The organism is Chryseobacterium luquanense, assembly GCF_026460945.1.
Lineage (GTDB): Bacteria > Bacteroidota > Bacteroidia > Flavobacteriales > Weeksellaceae > Chryseobacterium > Chryseobacterium luquanense.
In genome coordinates, this window is record NZ_JAOVZV010000002.1 from 97835 (window position 1) to 118260 (window position 20426).

19 protein-coding genes are annotated in these 20426 nt (G+C 31.5%); all 19 read right to left on the reverse strand.

Translation table 11 applies throughout. The features are described from left to right. Nucleotides 1-181 precede the first annotated feature (181 nt). On the reverse strand, nucleotides 182-793 hold the full coding sequence (locus tag OEA66_RS03935; RefSeq protein WP_267280155.1) for a hypothetical protein: 612 nt from the start codon (nucleotides 791-793) through the stop codon (nucleotides 182-184). 411 nt (nucleotides 794-1204) lie between these two features. Continuing rightward, on the reverse strand, nucleotides 1205-1864 hold the full coding sequence (locus tag OEA66_RS03940) for a metallophosphoesterase family protein (protein WP_267280156.1): 660 nt from the start codon (nucleotides 1862-1864) through the stop codon (nucleotides 1205-1207). Next, complete coding sequence (locus OEA66_RS03945) at nucleotides 1861-2745, reverse strand: NAD-dependent epimerase/dehydratase family protein (protein WP_267280157.1); 885 nt, start codon at nucleotides 2743-2745, stop codon at nucleotides 1861-1863. Before OEA66_RS03945 ends, OEA66_RS03940 begins: the two co-directional genes overlap by 4 nt. A gap of 2 nt (nucleotides 2746-2747) precedes the next feature. Further along, nucleotides 2748-3797 carry an ATP-grasp domain-containing protein gene (locus OEA66_RS03950; protein WP_267280158.1) on the reverse strand — a complete coding sequence of 350 codons (1050 nt, stop codon included), beginning with the start codon at nucleotides 3795-3797 and terminating at the stop codon, nucleotides 2748-2750. A gap of 16 nt (nucleotides 3798-3813) precedes the next feature. Continuing rightward, a complete protein-coding gene (locus OEA66_RS03955; RefSeq protein WP_267280159.1) occupies nucleotides 3814-4425 on the reverse strand; it encodes a sugar transferase in 612 nt (203 codons plus the stop codon). Continuing rightward, nucleotides 4418-5578, reverse strand: a complete 1161-nt coding sequence (locus tag OEA66_RS03960) for a glycosyltransferase family 4 protein (RefSeq protein ID WP_267280160.1) — start codon at nucleotides 5576-5578, stop codon at nucleotides 4418-4420. Before OEA66_RS03960 ends, OEA66_RS03955 begins: the two co-directional genes overlap by 8 nt. Before the next feature lie 24 nt (nucleotides 5579-5602). After that, nucleotides 5603-6904: a glycosyltransferase family protein gene (locus tag OEA66_RS03965; protein ID WP_267280161.1), complete on the reverse strand. Its 1302-nt coding sequence runs from the start codon at nucleotides 6902-6904 to the stop codon at nucleotides 5603-5605. Beyond that, nucleotides 6901-7899 (reverse strand): glycosyltransferase family 2 protein, encoded by a 999-nt coding sequence (locus OEA66_RS03970; RefSeq protein WP_267280162.1) that lies wholly within the window; start codon nucleotides 7897-7899, stop codon nucleotides 6901-6903. Before OEA66_RS03970 ends, OEA66_RS03965 begins: the two co-directional genes overlap by 4 nt. A 95-nt stretch (nucleotides 7900-7994) precedes the next feature. After that, a complete protein-coding gene (locus OEA66_RS03975) occupies nucleotides 7995-8996 on the reverse strand; it encodes a glycosyltransferase family 2 protein (protein ID WP_267280163.1) in 1002 nt (333 codons plus the stop codon). 80 nt (nucleotides 8997-9076) lie between these two features. After that, nucleotides 9077-10069 carry a hypothetical protein gene (locus OEA66_RS03980; protein ID WP_267280164.1) on the reverse strand — a complete coding sequence of 331 codons (993 nt, stop codon included), beginning with the start codon at nucleotides 10067-10069 and terminating at the stop codon, nucleotides 9077-9079. Nucleotides 10070-10076: 7 nt separating this feature from the next. Continuing rightward, on the reverse strand, nucleotides 10077-11618 hold the full coding sequence (locus OEA66_RS03985; RefSeq protein WP_267280165.1) for an oligosaccharide flippase family protein: 1542 nt from the start codon (nucleotides 11616-11618) through the stop codon (nucleotides 10077-10079). Between the two features lie 164 nt (nucleotides 11619-11782). After that, entirely contained in the window at nucleotides 11783-12928 is a 1146-nt protein-coding gene (locus tag OEA66_RS03990) for a glycosyltransferase family protein (RefSeq protein ID WP_267280166.1), read from the reverse strand. A 3-nt stretch (nucleotides 12929-12931) separates the two neighbouring features. Next, a complete protein-coding gene (locus OEA66_RS03995) occupies nucleotides 12932-14041 on the reverse strand; it encodes an EpsG family protein (RefSeq protein WP_267280167.1) in 1110 nt (369 codons plus the stop codon). After that, nucleotides 14031-15242 (reverse strand): glycosyltransferase, encoded by a 1212-nt coding sequence (locus OEA66_RS04000; protein ID WP_267280168.1) that lies wholly within the window; start codon nucleotides 15240-15242, stop codon nucleotides 14031-14033. The genes OEA66_RS03995 and OEA66_RS04000 overlap by 11 nt, the downstream gene beginning before the upstream one ends. 4 nt (nucleotides 15243-15246) lie before the next feature. Beyond that, the gene (gene wecB / locus OEA66_RS04005) at nucleotides 15247-16386 is read right to left on the reverse strand and encodes a non-hydrolyzing UDP-N-acetylglucosamine 2-epimerase (protein ID WP_267280169.1); all 1140 of its coding nucleotides are present in this window, start codon (nucleotides 16384-16386) and stop codon (nucleotides 15247-15249) included. Between the two features lie 64 nt (nucleotides 16387-16450). Beyond that, nucleotides 16451-17569, reverse strand: coding sequence for a polysaccharide biosynthesis C-terminal domain-containing protein (locus OEA66_RS04010; protein ID WP_267280170.1), 1119 nt, complete (start codon nucleotides 17567-17569; stop codon nucleotides 16451-16453). Between the two features lie 44 nt (nucleotides 17570-17613). After that, nucleotides 17614-18021 (reverse strand): WxcM-like domain-containing protein, encoded by a 408-nt coding sequence (locus OEA66_RS04015; RefSeq protein WP_267280171.1) that lies wholly within the window; start codon nucleotides 18019-18021, stop codon nucleotides 17614-17616. Nucleotides 18022-18036: 15 nt separating this feature from the next. Continuing rightward, nucleotides 18037-19071 (reverse strand): polysaccharide biosynthesis protein, encoded by a 1035-nt coding sequence (locus OEA66_RS04020; protein WP_267280172.1) that lies wholly within the window; start codon nucleotides 19069-19071, stop codon nucleotides 18037-18039. Nucleotides 19072-19089: 18 nt separating this feature from the next. Then, nucleotides 19090-20409 (reverse strand): nucleotide sugar dehydrogenase, encoded by a 1320-nt coding sequence (locus OEA66_RS04025; RefSeq protein ID WP_267280173.1) that lies wholly within the window; start codon nucleotides 20407-20409, stop codon nucleotides 19090-19092. Nucleotides 20410-20426 lie beyond the last annotated feature (17 nt).

Below are 20426 nucleotides of genomic sequence, written 5' to 3' on the forward strand. Positions count from 1 at the left end.
ATCTATTTAATACAAAAAAACCTGAATATTCCGTATTTTACTTACTTTTTAATAATAAAAACCCCGGTTTAAGCCGGGGTTTGTGCTATGTACTCGCAATAAATAATTACCTATCTATACCTAGTCAGGAGGGAGCTGTGTTTCGTGCCGAGTACCCAAATCTGAAATCTTTCTTGATATCTTAAATTTTCCGTAGAAGGAAGGATTCCAGCACATCATATTTTTTCATCAGCCTATCAATTTTTGTAATGCACTGTCTCAGCTTCTTAAAACCTTCGTCTAATTCTTTCGTTGCATTTTGAGCGGTATCGATGCTTAAACCTGCATCGTAAGCTTTGGCATCAAAGTTTGTAATTGCGTTCATCCATTCCTGCATCTCTGCTGCGGTTACATAGTCTGGATCAAGTTGTACCGTATTTTCAGCCACTATATTGTAGAGCTTATCACAATAGATCTTGGCTTCCACTCCACTCAGTCGCTGTATTTTAGACTTACTGTTGGTAAGCTGTTTACTCAGCGGACTGTTTTTCCCGTCAAAAAAATCTGCTGCCGTATTGGCATACGCTACGGTAAGATTTATCATCAGTGTTTTGGCGTTCGACTTAATGGCGGTATTTGCTGTAGTATCAATGGTTTGAATTCCTGCCATGCTGTCGATACTTTCAATGCAAGTATTCAGTTCGGCAATTCTGGCGATAAGAGGATTATTCTGTGAAAATGCGGTCTGCTCTGTTGAAAAAAGCTCTTTTAGTGTTTTGGCCATCTCCAGCCTGTTGGTTTGTTTTGTCGTCATTGTGTCTTTATTTAACTTTATAAAATATATAAAGATTTTAAACATTTGCAACGGTAAAACCAAAAATTTACAAACAATTTATATTGCAATAGGAAAACACAGAAGAATATCTGTGTTCCTTCGTTGTAATTTACATTTGAAATAACATTTATGAAAAATTGCTGATTATGAGTTCGCAAAAATCCAGACTAGCTCCCACGATGTCTTTTATGATCTTTGTCAAACAATCAACCGAAGAAAAATGTACTTGATCATATCGGGGAGGAGAGGAATTCAATGAAGTTGACTTGGAACATAACAAATATTTAGATTATTCTGCATTTTTTTTCGTAGAAACCTAACATTCCAATAAGATTCGTTTACAAATTTTAGTTCGTATCTGTCCACGTGCCATACACTGAACTATACGTTTTATTTATTAAGCGTATTTTTAGATTTGTAATAATTTAAACAGATTGATGGATAGGCTAAATCTTCCATTTTTGAAATCACTTTTTGGATATCAAAAACAAATCCTTTCAACTCTACCGTATTTGTTCGGGTATCTATCACAAGATAGTTAGCAACGTCCAGCAACCCTCTATTTTGTCCCAAACTACCTGTATTATATAAATTTTTATCATTTATTACCCTATGAAATTGTTGGTGAGAATGACCAACTACTGTATTATCTTCAAAATTTAACTTTTCAACATTTGTGTCCTTAAAAATATATAAACCTTCAATAGAATGTGTTACTTTAAAATCACCAATGGAATATCTATCTTGAAATTTAGAAATAAGAGGTAGATATTTTTCATCGAATTGAGGATAGCAAAACTCGAAAAAAGATTTAGCAATTTCATTAGAACCCGGATAGAATTTCTCAAGAAAGTATTCTTCGTGATTGCCTTTCAAAAAAGTTCCATTCGGCTGTTGAGATAAAAATTCTAAGCATTCATTCGTCCATGGTCCGTAATTAACGGTATCACCATGACACACAAATTGGTCGTAATTATCTTTTTCGATTTTGAAAAGCTCTTCTAACGAAATAAGATTTCCGTGCACATCACCAAAAATAAGAATTCTCATACATTAATTATTTTTTTTATACCATTTTTCAGATCGATAAAAGTTTTAGTACTAATAATCTTTTCAAGCTTGCTGACATCAATTTGAGATCTATTTTCCTCAAAGTCAGGATCTACGTGATTTTCTATTTCAATATTTTCGTCAAGACAATCTCTTACAATATTGGCTAAGTCTAAAATTGAAGTTTCGGTTCCTGCTGCACCGTTTACAATTCCTTCCAAATTACTATGTAACAAAGAAAAGATAATGGCAGAGGCATCATCAACATGCAAAAAATCAGCAGTTACTTTGGATGCATTTTTTAAACTGATTTTTTTATCTCTCCTTGCCTGATCAATAAGATTACAAATGACACCACTCCAACTCATGGTTTCTCCATAAAGAGCCGAAAAACGGATCTGAGACAAGCTGATATTTTTAGAATCTGCAAAAGTTTTAAACAAAAGTTCTTGGGTTAATTTTGAACTAGAATACAAAACGTGATTTCCTGATGGATAAGTAGCACTTTCCTCAGATAGATTTACAGGCCATGGCTTATTGACGACCACTAATGTAGAACAGTTTATTATCTTCTTAATCGAATCCTGTGTATTGATCCATTTGCAAATATTCTGAGTTCCTAAAATATTTGTTTTATATATTTTTTCTAAGTATTCGTTATCCAGAAAATTTCCTCCCGGTAAGATAGTGGCACAATTGATAACTGTATCGAAAAAATCAAGTGGCAGTTGCGCAAATTGATTGATATCACTAATATCTAAATTGTAACTAGATCTTTGATCTGAACGAGAAACAGTATAGTATTCAACCTCTTTTTTTTCTAATAATGCACAAAGCGAATTACCTAAAAAACCATTACCTCCAAATATTAAAACCTTCATCACTAATCGTTTAAAAGGGTGAAATTATGAAAAACTGCTGTAGGATGATCTAAATAATTCTTTTCGCTTAACTGGATAAATTCTTGTTCATTAATAAATAAATCTGACCAGGCTCTTAAAACTACGCCATTTTTCAGTTTTGGTGTCTGAATTTTTTCATTAAAAAGATAATATTTTAGTAATGCTTCTACCTCATTAAACCCAAAGAAGTGACGTAGCGGAGTTGTGCCACTGAATCGCCCATTGATTTCGAAAATAACAGGTTTGCCATCAGAAATTCTGAATTGAAAATTAACCGGACCGTCAGGATTGAGCTTCTCTGCTATCGGAATAATGAATTGATCATACTCAGATGTTTTATCATCTCTGTATGCTCTGTAAGTATTTCCATCACGCAAATCTCTTTTTAAAGTTACAATAGCAACACATTTACCATCTACAACTACACAACCACAAGTAAACTCACCTTCATTTTCAGGTAAAAATTGTTGTACAACCAAGTTTGAATTTGGATCGTAAATCTCCATTAGCTCATCATGGTTTTCTATTTTCTTTATTCCTAATGATCGAGCTCCATCAAATGGTTTTGCAAATAAAGGGAAACCTAATTTTTCTGCAATTCCTTCTAATTTATTCTTATCATTTGCCATTACTGACAGAGGAAAAGGGAACTCATTCTTCTGCAAAAACTCAGCAGTAAGAAATTTATCATTCGCTATATTAATTACCTCTTCATCACTTACAATTATTTTACAGTTGTAATTCTCTAAAAATTCTTTTTTATATTTTGCGAGAATTGGTAATTCTACATCCGTACCTACAAGTACTGCATCTATTTTATGATCTTCTATTATTTTAATTATTGCATCAATATAATTAGCGTCGCTTACCTTGGGAATTGTGATCGCAAAATCACCCAACCAATGTCCTGTTGAACGAGGGTCAGGATCTGCAGTGAAAATTTTTTTATCAAAATCAGAAACCTGCAGAAGCCTTAATATTCCTTGTCCTAAAAGTGCTCCAGCTCCTGTTACTAAAATATTTTTTTTCATGTTGATTATTATATTATTATTTTTGATCAAGTTTATCAAATCGAGGCATTGTTGCATGGCCGTCGGCAGTAATTCCGTCAGGATATATTATTTTTTTTATTGTTAAAAAAATAATTTTTAGATCAAGTATAAAAGAGATATGCTCCACATACCAAACATCATATTCAAACTTCTGTTCCCAACTTATCGCATTTCTTCCGTTAATTTGCGCCCAACCTGTAATTCCAGGTTTTACAATATGTCTTTGTTTTTGAAATTCAGAATAAAAAGCAAGATAATCGGGTAATAGAGGTCTTGGTCCTATGAGCGACATATCTCCTTTTAAAACATTTATTAATTGTGGAAGTTCGTCTAAAGATGTTTTACGAACAAAACTACCTATTTTAGTCAGTCTCTTGGAATCTGGTAATAAATTGCCATCTTTATCTTTTTTATCGCTCATGGTTTTGAATTTGATAATTTTAAATAATCTTTCATTTTTCCCCGGTCGTACCTGGAAAAAAAATGGTTTGCCGCTATTAGCAAAAAAAAGCCCGATAGTTACCAAAATAAAAATAGGACTTAGTAACATAAAAGCCATTAATGCTAAAAAAAAATCCAAAAGAGGTTTCACAAAATTTTTATACATCTTGAGCTGCTTTTTTATAATATTCTAATAAGGAATTCCACACTAACTGTTGATTGTATTTTGTGATAACGTCTTTCCTCGTGTCAGATTTTAACTTACTAAGCAAAGAATTATCTTTATACAGTATTAACATTCTACTCTTAAGTTGACTTTTATTATTTACCTCAACAATAAATCCGTTTATCTCATCAGATATAATTTCGTTTGATCCACTTATGTCAGTTACAATACAAGGCAAATTCATTGCACAAGCCTGTAAAACTACATTAGGAAATCCTTCACGATGACTTGGAAAAACAAACACGTCGGAAATTGAAAGATAAGTTCTTATATCTGAAACAAAACCGGTAGCAATGATGTTTTTATGCGTTTCAATAATCTTTAAAACATCTGGTTTTAAAGGATTTAGGTCATTCTCATATGAACCTACAAGTAGTAATTTACACTTCGTAAATTGTTTAGAAATCTCTGTAAAAGCGTAGACTAATTCATTTATACCTTTATCAGCAACTAATCTTCCTATATAAATATAAATAAAGTCATGTTCATTTATATTTAGTTGAGATTTTAGATGCTTTTTATCACCTTCGGTTTGTAAATCTGCGTTGAAATAATCTATATCAATACCATTTACATTTCCGTTTGCTATTATCTGTAAAGACTTCGATGTTACTTTATTAACTATTAAATCATTTTTTACTCCCTGACCTTCCGGTATAATGTGTGTAGCAAATTTGCAAGTGACTCTATCCATATTGAGCAATAACAATCTAAAAAAACCTTTTTTGTAAGGAAAAATTAAACCTGTGAATGTATGAATTCTGATAGGAACTCGCGCAAAAAAAGCAGCAACCATACACAATAGACCGGCTTTTGGAGTTATTGAATGAACAATTTTGGGATTTTCTTCTTTAAAGACACGATATAATTTTACGAGAGAAACAAAATCTTTGATCGGAGAAATACTTCTGCTCATTTTAACATCAATTATTTTTACTCCTTCTCTTTTTTCAACGTTTTTCATATGATCATCTTTTCCTGAAACAGCAATAACTTCATAGTGATTGTTGAGATAGGAAAGTTGACCTTTAAGCAGTATGTCTAAGGAAATAGGAACTGTCGAGGTTCTTATTAATTTCTGTCTGATTGCCAATTATAGTTATTTAAATTTATGTTTTTAAGTGTATTTAAACATTAAGTGTTTAAAATCATTATATATATCTTGATGTATCATTTTGATTTGATGGTTTTTCTGTCCACATAACCAAGCTTTATTTGCATAATCGATTACAAGTTCTGGGTTTTCTGCGATTTTTTTTAATTCATCATCTAAATCTGAAAAATCGTCAATGCAGATTGCCGCATTATTTTTTCTTAAATACTTTAATCCTGCATGTTCTTTCCAGCTAATTGCCATAACTGCGCAAGTACTTGCCAAACAATCAACAATTTTTGTTGAAAATGACAACCGTGTCATCAATCTATATTTTAGTTCAAAAGACTCAACATGAAGCGCAATATCGCTAGATTTATATATTTCTATCAATTCAGCCTGACTTACTGCAGGATTAAGAAAAATATTTTTATCATCGTGTAATAAATGTTGTTGTTTTTCGGTTACAGCATTTTGGGTATAAATGTTCAAAATTATTTTTACACCTTCTTTATTAATATTTCGTAAAACTTCACCAATTTTAGCCAATATTTTCCATCTGTTTATATAAATTCCACCTGCATAAACTATTTTAATTGGATCATTAACGTCTACCTTTTTACACTCGCCAGAAAATTCTGCTCCCTTTCTCAATATTTTCATATTTGCTGCCAAAGATTGTTCTAATTCATCAGATTGTTCCTCGGTCATTGTGTAAACCAAATTATAGTCTTTAAACGTTTTTTTTATATATGTTCTTGACAATATTCGATTAAACCAATAGAAAGGCGAAAGATTAAACTGTCTTAGCGAATAGTTATCATCTGAAATATAGGATATCATATTAATATTGGTAATTTTTTTAACATACCTATCCAGTCTTAGCATAAAGAGATGACTATAACAAGGCGCAAAAATAACATCTGGATTAAATTCTAAAATAAATCGTTCCAATTCTTTAGTTTTCCAAGGCGAAATTTTCCACAACAGTTCTCTGATAGTGCTAAAAATAGAAAATCTATATTTCTTGAAAATATTGAAATACCATTTCTTTGTTTCTATGTCTAGCTTTGTAGCAAATTTTGCTTCATACGGAAATTCTTCAAAATTTATTTCTTTTCCAATTTGCTTTTTTTTAAGCAAACCATTAATTATCATTTTGTCTGTAATCTGAAAATATTTTTTACAAAGCTTATTGTTGGGAGTACCAGGACTGCAGTATATTTGGGCAAATTCAGCATCAAAATCAGAAAAAATGTTGGAAAGCACATTCCCTCCATTATTATTTTCAGACCATAGCTCATGTGATATAATTAAAATTTTCATTTTCTTGTTTTTAAAACATACATTCGAAGCAATAAAGACGTTAGTCTAAAACCAACCAGCTTGATAAAGAGATTTGCTTTTTTAACTTTAGGGTTTAAGTCATTTTTTAAAATACTTTTCAATTCATAAACATCTTTGTGTAATTTTTTAACGCTTTTTTCTTTTGATATACTAAAATTATATAGAAGTGTTAAATATTGCACCGCAAAAAAACTTAAATACTTATATTTATCTTCTAAATTTAATTTTTGTGACTTCACTAATGCCATTTTAAGCATATTTATGATGTCATTTAAATGTATACCATTTACTGTACTCGTAATTGAATCAACCCGATCTTGTCTATACACATAAGGTTGCGTGTCGAGTGAAGTCATACTTGGCATCAGAAATAAAATATTCCCACACCAGGACATGTCTTCACTTTTAATGCCTTTTTCAAAAAAAAGATCATGCTCTAAAATAAAATCTTTTTTTACACACTTATTCCAAGCTGATGCTATGAAAAGATCATTTTTGAGCATTTTTTTTATATATTCCCTATTACTTTCAGACTCGCTCTTAACAATTGAATAATCTCTTCCATCCGGTACGTATCGGTTTGAAAGCTCATAATATTTTAAAAAACCAAAATTTATGACATCTACATTTTTAAAACTGCTGATTACATTAGAAACATTAAGTAAAAAATCCGTATCATTATAATAATCATCACTATCTAAAAATAATATATAAGCTCCTTTTGCTTCTCTTATTCCAAAATTCCTTGCATCAGATAATCCTCCATTTTTTTTATGAATGACTTTTATTCTGCTGTCTTTTAGAGCATATTGGTCGCAAATGGCTGGGCAGTTATCCGGAGATCCATCATTTACTAATATAATTTCAAAATTTTCATAGGACTGCTGTAGAACACTATTGACACATTGGTCAATGTATTTTTCTACATTGTACACTGGGACAATAATCGATAACATAGAATAATATTTATCCATTTTTGAGTAAATTATCTTTATTTTTTACAATGAATATTGTAATTCTTTCAAAACAAAGCTTGGTTTTATTATTAAGGTGTAATTTAAAAGGTAAATCACTTTAATTTCACAAACTTCCTTAATATTAAACCATAAACTTGGTAATAAAATTCAATTGGAAAAAGTAACATCGACCAATCCATTATAGTACGTTTTACTGAAATCTTAGGCTTTAAATCATATCTTATCAATTTGTAAGGATATTGATTTTTAGATTTTAAATCTTCAAGTAACATCTTTCTTTCTTTAAAATCATAGACAAAAATCGCATCAAGCAACATGCTTTTAACTGCCAAATTTACTCTTGCATCTATATTTTTAATTACAGAGTCATTCCCCTTCTTTTCTTTCTGAATAGCTAATTCACCATGATAATAATTTATCAAATTTCTTAATCCATTAATATGTTTTATAGTGCTTTCGCTACTTTTAGTTCTGCTTATCGAATTTGGACTTTCTCTGTAAAAATAGTTAACAGAAGGAGTATAAAAACTCTTTTTTGAATGAAGCTGTACATAAAATAAGAATAGCACATCATCAAGAGAATGTACATCGGTACTCCAACTAATGTTATTTTCACTTAAAATTTCTCTTAAAAATATTCTATTTCCACTACAAGAAATATTATGAGGCTGTTTTTCAAAAACAATTGAATTTTGCTTGTTAGTTGGGATAAAATGAGATTCATTTGAGACATTACACAAACCGATTGTTAAGAAATCAATTTCTTGCTCATCCATACAGTTTATAATTGTCGAAATCGAATTTTCTTCAATAAAATCATCTGAATCGACAAACCATACGTATTTTCCGGTGGCAGCTCTTAATCCAGTGTTACGTGCAGCGGAATGGCCTTTATTTTCTTGACTTATAACCTTTATGTTAGTATGCAAATTTGAATATTCATTTAGAATTTTTAAACTATCGTCAGTTGAACCATCATTGACACAAATAAGCTCGTATTCTGCAGCGTTCATATTTTGAGCCAGTAATGAATTCAAACAATCATCTAAATATCTTGAACTATTATAAACAGGGATAACAATGCTGAGTTTCATAATGTAAGTTATTAATTTTAAAAAGTAGTAAGAATAAAATAATTCAGCTACATAACTAAACTAGAGATAAAATTGAGTTATTATTTACTAAATATTTTTTTTAGTTCAAAGCTTTTATCTAAACGAAAAATTTTCTTTATCAGAATTGAAAAATCTCGCCTAAGTCTTACTTTAAGAGGATATAAGATAATCTTACCCGTCCTTGTTTCAAATTCAGGATCACAAAGTATTACTTTTGGATGTACTAATGGAAACTTCATTTTTTTAGTTTCCAATTCACAGAATCTTTTAGTCATTTCAAAAGATAATGACGAACCCCCATGGGTTGAAAACGCATCAACTCCAATGTTTCTGATTTGGTTATATTTTGGAACAATGCCATATAAGCCATGAGCTCTAATTGAAAAACTCATCTGATAATCCCAAGAAATTGGTTTCAAAGATTTTTCTATTCTTTCAGATTCCATATCCCAACTTATCATGTCTTGCCTCATTAACTTTTTGTCAGAATATGAAAAATCAATTTTTTTCTTAACGTCATTATTTTTCCACAACTCAAGTTTCCCATCATAAAACTTAGTAAATTTATCTGCCCAAGATGCCCAACCACATGGTAACATATGTTGCGTAAAAACATAACTAGCACCATCTAAGGGATGATATTGCTTTAAATAATTTGTGCCACAGATCCATAAAACACGAGAGTCATGCTTGTATTTTTCTAATAATTCTTTACAAAAAGGAAAGAAACTTATTTCTGGCAAATTGTCATCTTCTAAAAAAATAGCAAGATCTTCTTGCGAGAAAACCCACAATGAACCTTCAGCAATTCTATTATATACTCCCTGATTTGTTTCGGCATAGTTCTTTATAATCTCACAATCCCAAAAAATTTCTTTCTCAACTAAATGTCTGCATTCATTTACTATTTTCGCTTCTTCCTCATTCCTTGCACCGTCACTGATTAGGTATATTTTTTGGGGTTTGACCTTAGCGATTTCCCTCACAATCTGAACCGTTTTTTCTGTTCTTTTAAAGAAAAAAATCACGATGGGTATATCAAATGCTTCCATATTATCTTTATTTTTTTATTTTTTTTATAATATTTCCTACAAACAATTTTTCATTTTTTGTTAGACCTGAAATATAAATAATTGGTACGGTCCAAACAATTGAAAGTATTCCGATAATCATTAATCTCACAAAACTTTCATCTATCATATTTCTTATTAGCAAAAGAAATGGATAAGTCAAAATTACTATTAAAAAGTTCTTGAAAATAATTTCTTTTAGAAAGTGACGAACAGAGAATCCTACCGATTTACTCGAAAAAAACACGCATATAAATAATGCGATTGTTTCAATAAAAATGGTAACACATAAAGGTATAATTGGATTGAGAAAATATTTCAACAAAATGTATGATATTGGCAATATCAGCATCTGCAATGTTCCACCAACAGACTGATAAACAGCTATTTTTCCAGTAGCTTGTATCGAAGCTGTTAATGGTCCGGTAATGCAAGTGATTAATATCACGACAAGTGTAAGGATGGTAAAAATAAAAGCCTGCTCTGGAACAATTTTTAACCATAATCGCAATATCTGTTCAATTTCGAGTATAATTGGCAAAGATAATAAGTACATGAGAAAGAAAGAAAGTTTGGCACTTCGAAATAATAATGTAGTAAGATAATCTTTTTCCTCACTTGCATAAGATTTTACAATCTGCGGATTAACTGCCAACTGGAAATTAGTTACAAAACCTTGAACTGTGGCCTGAACTTGATTTGCAATTGCCTGTGCTGCATTTACCATTGGGCCGAAAAAAATATTAAGAATTATATTAATCCCCTGTCCTTTAGCGACAAACGCTAAATTACCAAACAGACTCCAGCTCGAGTACTTAATCAACGTTTTGTAAAGTTTATCATCTTTAACAACTTCAAACTTAGATTCTTTAAAGTTTTTTCGTGTATAAATAATATATATACATGTTATGAATAAAATGACGCAAAAAACAAGTATTCCATATAATTTTAATTTGTCAAAAGCTATCCAAGTTAGGATAAAGACTATAATCAATTTTAAGATTACCTCTATTATACTTACGTACGCATAAACCTTCATCCTTTCATGGGCGATAATTAGCGCATCATAAGGAACCTGCAAAATTGATATGATAAATGCCAAAACCGAAAAATGATATACCCAAATTGCTGCAGTCAATCTTTCTACAGGAATGACAAGATACGTTTTCACGAACCAAAATCCCAGTGTTTCAGCCAGAACAAAGATTATGACAGCAATTCCAATATGAATGATTTGTGTGGCATTAAAAACCTTTTTTAGTCCTACAAAATTATTTTTTCCTATTTCATAGGAAAGAAACCTCTGTGTAGCTGAAGTCATAGCTCCATTAAAAAATCCAAACATTAGTACTACACCACCAGTGACATTATAAATTCCAAAGTCTTCAACACCCAATGTATTAAGTATGACTCTCGAAGTATATAGTGATATTGTCATACTAATGATCATTCTGAAATATAGCACCAATGTATTCTTAGCAATTCGCTTGTTACTTGTTGGGGACGCAGAAGAAGAAATTGTTTTTTTCAAAAGATTTTTATTTAGTAGATCGTGTTACCTTAAATGTTAATGGATCATTTATGATTTAAAATTATTTATCAATATGAATCACCTTTGTAAATAATATTGTTAAGGCAATCAGCCATTTCGAAGTGCCATTTTTATGAAACTATCGCATAGTTGTTTTTATCTTTTTAGTCGGAAAACATGTTTTTTAATTCAAAAATAAAATCTTCATTTAATTTTTCAATTGAAGACTTGAAGTCATAAATTTTAGAATTATCTATAGAAAGAATAGCTTGAACAATGTTGTAAGAACTATCATCTTTTGAGAAAGTTATAAAATGGGATAGTTTTGATTTTTCTATACTTAGTATTTTAGTGCTTACTACTTTCAGATCATGACAAAGGTAAGAAATAACTTTTGAAGGAAATGCTGTATTCATGTAAGCGCCCTCGTTCTGTGGATTAATTGCTATATGGCATTTGAATAGAAAATCATCGTACTCCTTTCCAATTAATACTCCATGATAGTAACAAGCTTTTCTATTGAGACGACTGTTGATCAAATCGGCATGCTTTATCAATGAATCAACATCATTTTTATCACCTGAACCTAAAATGTGAACAACATAATTTTCGGGCAGTAGCGCCGCACATTCAAGAGCTTTGTATGCGCCACCTCTTGTATTTTCTATTGCCCCAGCAAAAACAACATTTATTTTACTGTTATCTTTTTGAATATTTTCAGCTTTCGGCAAGAAGTAATTCCCATATAAAACTGCCCTAACCCTACTTCCTAATATTTCAGCTAATATATCTGAAACAGCTATAAAATAATCAGATTCTTTAATAATGACCTGCTCACATTTTTGGAGAATCTTTTTAATCTGCCATACATTTCCATAAATCTCTTCAACTTCTAAGATTAGTTGAAAACGTTTAATTTTTTTTGCTAGAATTATTGGCAATGATAACCATGGCGAATGATAGACTAAGATCTTTTCGTCTTTTTTTACATTTTTGATTAGAAAAAAAAACAACCAAATTAAGCTCCAAAAAATCTTTAAATAGTCGCCAATCTTGGTATTGGTTCTCCAACTAGAAACAACAGTAATTTTTTTCCAGGAAGATAAATGATCTGTTTTAGTTTTTTCTAAAAAACATGTTCCAGAATGATCTATCATCCACGAAGGTGATATTAAATGAACTGCCATACCCGAAGCATTTAATGAACTAGCAATATAATCCATCTTGTTAGTTGCAGATAAAGCTTGATTCCTTTTGCTTTTGCCAAATGGGCTTTCGTAGAATCCAATATATTTGATTTCTCTTTGCATATATTAATCGTAATTTTCACCTAAAGCCATTTTTTCCCAGAAGAATCCGTAAGGGATTGGATTATTCCAATTTGCCTGTATAAATAAAAGTATAAAAAGTAAAATCGTATACGCATATAAATTGTTTCTCAGAGAAAATGATTTAAAAGAATTTAAGATTTGGGGTATTAGGAGCAACATAAAAATCGAAAAATACATGGTAATACGTAAAGCTGCCGGATGAATCCAAGACATTGGCAACAAAATTAAAACAAGGCCAAATGCAAAATAACTTGCTCTCGCATTCATATTATTTTGAATTACTATTTTACGTCTTAAAAGGGCAATAATTGATATTAATATGAAAAAAGCAGTAAAATAATAGGTTCCAGCTCCTTCAAACTGTTCATATTCGTTGTATCCAGATAAAACTTTAATGTAATCTGCTAATGTATTTCTAAAAACAAACACTATTGGAAATGCGAGAAAACTTATGACAAGAAAAATCCTTTCTTTTTTCAAATGTGCTATAAAGTAAAATGGTAAAAATATAAGAACTGTTTTATGCATTAATGACGCTACAAGCATCAATATTAAAAAACGAAATAGTTTCCTTTTTTTTATTAACTCATATCCGTAAAGCGCTGCTGCTGTTGCTAAAGATTGTCTTATAGCAGAAATTGAAAAGACATTATAAAACATTGCGAAGTATATTACATATGAAAGTGCTATACTGATTAAGCTAGATGAATTTTTAAAAATAAAGTATCCCAGAAAGCTAAAAAAAATAAAGGCTACAACTAATAGAAATACTTGAAATTCATCGGTAAATATCTGGACTGCTTTTTCAAATAGTAAATACCCAACATCCTTTCCAATTCCTAGATGATAATATGTAATAATATCCTCATAAATAGTACTCCAACTAACATTTTTGACATCTTCAAAATATTGAAAATACACGTAAGTGTCGCTACCTACTGCGACATTTCTTAAGCCTGCGTGAATGATGAGAATAAAAGTGATAGTTTTAATATATTTCTTTCTATTAAATGCGGAATTACATTTATCTTTTTGAGAATAATAAAAGCCTAGTACTAATATGATTAAAATGACAATTAAATTAATAGTCATAATTCATTACACTTTTATAAACATTGATAATCGAGTTGATGTTACTATTTTTATCATAATTTTCGATCACATGCTGCCTACAACTATTTCTATAAAAATCTTTACCAGCTTTTTTTATAAGTTTTATTTTATTATAAACATCTTCTACATCTCTTGGATTTGCGGTATAGCCACAATTCTCTCCTACAATTTCTGGACAAGCTGTCGAATCATAAACAACAACTGGTGTACCACAACTCATTGCTTCTGCAATTACTAATCCAAATGTATCCTCCATAGATAAATGAACATAAGTATCAGCAATGGTATAAAGTTTTGCTAGTTCACTCTTACTTTCAACGTAAGGAATATGTATAATATTTGAAGGTATTGAAGTTCCTCTATCTAATTTTCCTACTAAAACAAGTTGCATATCATCACTTAACATTTGAGACAATTTAATAAAGTCTTGAAACTTAATAGATGATGCATTCCATCCTGCGCTAACTCCTAAAATAACGTGCTTATTTTTATTAATTCCATATAAATTACCTTGCAAGATACTTTCTTTAAAAACATCATGGTCAATCCAATTATAAATCGACATGATTTTTTTATCTTTTAAAATTGATTTTTCAACTTCACCTTTAAGCCAATTTGATACTGCCACAATAGTCATATTTTTTATATATCTATACAATTCTATTTTATCATTAAACATGATATTTGTCTGATCTAAAAATAAACTTGGTGGATAGGCATGTATCTGTGGACAGTTATTACAGGCAGTTTGCCATTTTTCACAATTCACGGTAGAATAATATGCACAGTTTCCAGTAAATGCCCAGCAATCATGTAAGGTCCAAACGATAGGTTTTTGTATTTCTTTTAAATACTTGAAAATAATTTCTAAATTTAAATAATTGCCGTGTAGATTGTGCAGATGTATAACGTCTGGATTATAATTCTCTATAAACTGAACTAACTTTTTGGTTCCACGATGAGTAAAATATCCTTGCTTACCTAGTAATCTGGAACCGATATTGTGCAAATGATTTTCTAACCAATTTCCTATTTTAAATTCTTTACCATAGCCTCTAGAAACTTGCCCGTAGGCAATATAACATTCGTGTCTCTGGCGCTCCAATTCCAAAGCAATGTCGACACAGATAGAACCTGTACTACCATATCCAGAAACGGAATTAATCATTAAAACTTTCATCTTCTTATATCTCTTCAGACCAAACAGTCCTTTTGACGTAATCTGTGTACGAAATTATAATTCTCACCACTTTTTCAGAAACATTCGGCATCGAATAATCTGAAACCGGTCTGAAGTTTCTTTCTGTCCCGACTTTTTGCTGCAAAACCTGTGTTAAGCCCTGTAAAATGCGCTCAGGTGATAAGCCCACCAACATCACGCTAGCTTCTTCCATTGCTTCAGGTCTTTCATGCGCCTGGCGAATATTTAATGCTCTGAAATTGAGTATTGATGATTCTTCGGAAATTGTTCCTGAATCTGAAAGTACCGCATACGCTCTTTTCTGCAACGCATTATAATCATGGAAACCTAAGGGTTTTAAGAATTGGATTTCAGGTCTCATTTCGATCTGCATTTTATCAATCATATTTTGAGTGCGCGGATGGGTTGAAACAATAATTGGAAACTGATATTTTTCTGCAATCGCATTTAAAGAAGTCATTAATCCTCTGAAATTCTTTTCAGAATTGATATTTTCTTCACGGTGAGAAGAAACAACAAAAAATTTCCCTTCTTCTAAATTTAATTTTCCTAAAATGTTTGAAGCATGAATTTGAGGTAAATAGTGACTTAAAACCTCAAACATCGGTGAACCTGTTTTAATGATTCTTTCAGCAGGAAGACCTTCTCTTAGAAGATATTCTCTTGCAATATCAGAATATGTAAGATTAATATCCGAGGTATGATCTACAATTTTACGATTAGTTTCTTCCGGAACTCTTTGATCGAAACATCTGTTTCCTGCTTCCATGTGGAAAATCGGAATATGTCTTTTCTTTGCCGGAATTGCACATAAACAAGAATTGGTATCTCCCAGTACTAAAAATGCATCCGGCTTAAGCTCTTCCAGTAAAGGATCTATTTTTATTAAAATATTCCCTACCGTTTGAGTGGCTGTTTTTCCTGCTGCCTCAAGAAAATAATCCGGCTTACGAAGTCCCAAATCTTTAAAAAAGATTTGGTTTAGTTCGTAATCGTAATTTTGCCCTGTATGAACGATGATATGCTCTACTGCTTCCGAAGAGTCTAAAGCATCTAATACTCTTGATAGTCTTATAATTTCCGGTCTTGTTCCAACGACCGTCATTACTTTTAATTTTTTCATATAGCTTTTGGCTGATAGCTTTTAACTTTTGGCTAAATCCGTCAGTATAATTTATAAATTAATATTAAACTTCTACAAAATAGGTATCTGCATTTTCAGAATTAAATGCTTCATTAATCCAAAAGATCGTATATAATTCTTCTTCTCCAATATTCTTGATATTGTGGGTGTACCAAATTGGCATATCAACATACGCAGGCTCATTTCCATCCAGATAAAAATCTAATACTTCTTCGGTATCGATTTTTCTTAACTGAATCAATGCTTTTCCTTTAATCACGGCAAATCTTTCAATTTTTCTTGTGTGATAATGGTTTCCTCTTGTAATTCCTGGAACTGTTGTTGAGAAAGAACATTGTCCCCCAACTCCCAAACGAATTACTTCAACAAAAGCTCCACGAGGATCTGTATGTTGTGTAAATTTCACCGGATAATGCGTTTTATAATCAATATATGAACGATACGTGTTGAATAAATTATGCTCAAATGAATCATTGATTGCAGGAATTTCTCCACTGTCAAAATACTTTGTTTTATAGTCATTTAATAATGCTAAAACTTCAGATACTTTTTTAGTTGCAGTGGGTTCAACAAAATATTCAGCTTTGATGTTACCATCTTTAATTTCATTGATAATGATTTCAACCAATTCCTGAACATAAATCAGTTTAACTTCTCCATCTGTTGCAATAGTCGGAGTTTCACCATGCGTTAACTGATAACAGAATGTAGAAACAAATGAATTATAGAAAGGCTTTCCGAAAGCTCCAAAAACATTAGGAATAATTAAACCTGTAATTTTTCCATCATTTTCCTGAGCCCAGTTTGCTAAAGCTTCTCTACCTTCTCTTTTCGATTTCCCGTATAAATTATCTCTTTCTTCCTGAGTAGAAGAAGAAATCATAACGTGAGCTTTTGAACCTGTTCTTTTTAATGAATCAACTAATTTTTGGGCTAAACCTACATTAGTTTCATAAATAAATTGTTCACTTTCGTGACGATTCATTGCAGCAAGATGAACAATAACATCACATTGAGCGACAAATTCATCTAATTTGCTATCATTTTCAAAATATTCTTTCTGAAAATCAATTCTTTGAAAATCTTCGGGAGATAATCCCAAAGTGTTATATAAATGTCTTCCGACAAAACCATTCTGACCGGTAATTCCGATTTTTTTCATGTTTCTATGTTTTTAACCAGTTACTTTTGGCAATTTCAAGTTTATTAGTTTTTAAAATAATTTAAATCAAATCTATATTCATCAGCAATTTCTCCTAAACCGTAATCTGCCAAAACCAATAATTTGCTTCCTTCAGATTTAGATTGGATTGCGGTAATACAACCAGCCGGAATATGTAGGTAAGTTAATACTTCATCTATTAATAGATATTTCTGAATTGTTAAATCTTTTGAAGGTTTTGTGAAATCATCAACTTCAATTACAGAAATTTCAAAACTTCCCTTCATGCAGGCAAACCATCTTTGTTGTATTTTATGTCCTTGCCAACCCCGAGTAAAATCCATTGAGTGGTTTTCAATGGTATATATTCTTTTGATCGTTGAAGCATCAAAATCATTGTTATACGTAATAATTCCTCTTTCATCTTGATAAGTCTTTCCCTGAAGTAACATTAACTGCTATTTTGATTAATACGGATACTGCATTACATTTTCTCCGAAAACTTCTTTACGGATTAGCGGTAAAGTTGATATCAGTTTTTTCAATCCTTCAACCCCTTGCTGCTCTGTATTGTGTGAATGGTAATCTTCAATCTCGGCAACTTCTTCTTCACCTTCAGAGAAATACTGTGCATAATTCAGGTCACGGTTATCTGCCGGAACACGATAGAAGTCTCCCATATCTTCGGCTTTTGCCATTTCTTCGCGGGTACACAAAGTTTCGTATAATTTTTCTCCATGACGGGTTCCAATCACTTTCACCGGAACTTCTTTACCCGTCAATTCAATTAAAGCTTTTGCTAAATCTCCAATACTTCCTGCAGGCGCTTTATTCACAAATAGATCTCCTGGATTAGCATGTTCAAATGCAAATAATACCAAATCAACAGCATCTTCTAATGACATGAAAAATCTGGACATATGGGGATCTGTAATGGTAATAGGCTCTCCTTTCTGAATCTGATTTAAAAATAAAGGAATTACAGAACCTCTGGATGCCATTACATTTCCATAACGGGTAAGGCAAACCACCGTTTCAGTGGTATTTCTAGACTCTGCAACAGCTACTTTTTCCATCATTGCCTTGGAAATCCCCATTGCGTTGATGGGGTAAGCTGCTTTATCCGTAGACAAACAAATTACTTTTTGTACTTTATTAGCAGTTGCTGCACGTATTACATTCTGTGTTCCTTCAACATTGGTTTTCACAGCCTGCATCGGAAAAAATTCGCATGACGGCACTTGTTTTAAAGCTGCTGCATGAAAGATATAATCTACTCCTCTTGTAGCAGGTTCTACACTTGCGAAATCTCTTACATCTCCGATATAATATTTTATCTTATCGTTTTTGTACAGATTTCTCATATCATCCTGCTTTTTCTCATCACGAGAAAAAATACGGATTTCTTTGAAATGATCTGTTTGCAAGAATCTGTTTAGGACTGCCGTGCCGAATGAACCTGTTCCACCGGTTATTAAAAGTATTTTATCTTGAATTTTCATGTTTACTATAAATTATTTTTATAATCTTTTATCAATATTGAACTTTGATAGTACTCCTTTAACATCATAGATTACTCCTTTTTCTTTAATTAAATAATTTAGATTAAGATTAAGAAACTCCTCATGTGCAACCGTAAGAATTATGGCATCATATTTTTCGTTTTCTGGCAATTCACTTAGAATTTCATTATAGCAAGGAACCCCGTATTCCTCAATTACTTCCATAGGATTTGCCCAAGGATCATAACTTATTACATCAGCTCCATATTCTTGTAAATTTGTAATAACGTCAATAGCTTTTGAATTTCTTATATCCGGACAATTTTCTTTAAAAGTAACTCCTAAATTTAAAATTTTTGCTCCTTTTACTTTAATATCTTTCTTAATCATTAATTTAACAATTTGCGAAGCGACAAATGCTCCCATAGAATCGTTCAATCTTCTGGCTGCCAATATAAGTTCCGAATAGTAACCTATTTCTTGTGCTTTCTGAGCTAAATAAAATGGATCAACGCCAATACAGTGGCCCCCTACCAAACCCGGTTTGAATTTCAAGAAATTCCATTTCGTCCCTGCAGCTTCGAGTACATCGTGCGTATCAATATCCATCAAAGAAAAAATCTTCGCCAATTCATTCATAAATGCTATATTGAGATCCCTTTGCGAATTTTCAATGACTTTGGATGCCTCCGCAACTTTAATGGTCGGTGCTAAATGCGTTCCTGCCGTAATTACAGACTTATATAAATTGTCTACAATCTTACCAATCTCTGGGGTAGAACCTGATGTTACCTTTAATATTTTATCGACAGTATGTTCTTTATCTCCCGGATTAATTCTTTCGGGTGAATAGCCTACAAAAAAATCTGCATTGAAGGTCAACCCTGAAACTTTTTCTAAGACCGGAACACACTCTTCTTCCGTCACTCCCGGATAAACCGTTGATTCGTAAATAACGATATCCCCTTTCTTAAGAACTTTTGCTACAGTTTCACTAGCCTTATATAAAGGGGTTAAATCAGGCCGATTGTGTTTGTCAATAGGTGTAGGAACAGTGATGATGTAAAAAGTAGCACCGCTGATATCTTTAATTTCTGAAGAAAAAAATAAACCTGTACTGGTTACCTCTGATTCGGAGAAAGGGTTACCATTTAGTATCACCTCACTCAAAATTTTGTTTTCTACTTCATGAGTGGTATCAACAGCATTTTTTAATTGTGAAATTCTTTTTTCATTGATGTCAAAACCAACAACTGCATATTTTGTAGCAAAAAGCCTGGCAAGAGGTAAACCCACATATCCAAGACCAATTACAGAAATTTTATATTTACTATTCATTATTTATATTCACCAGG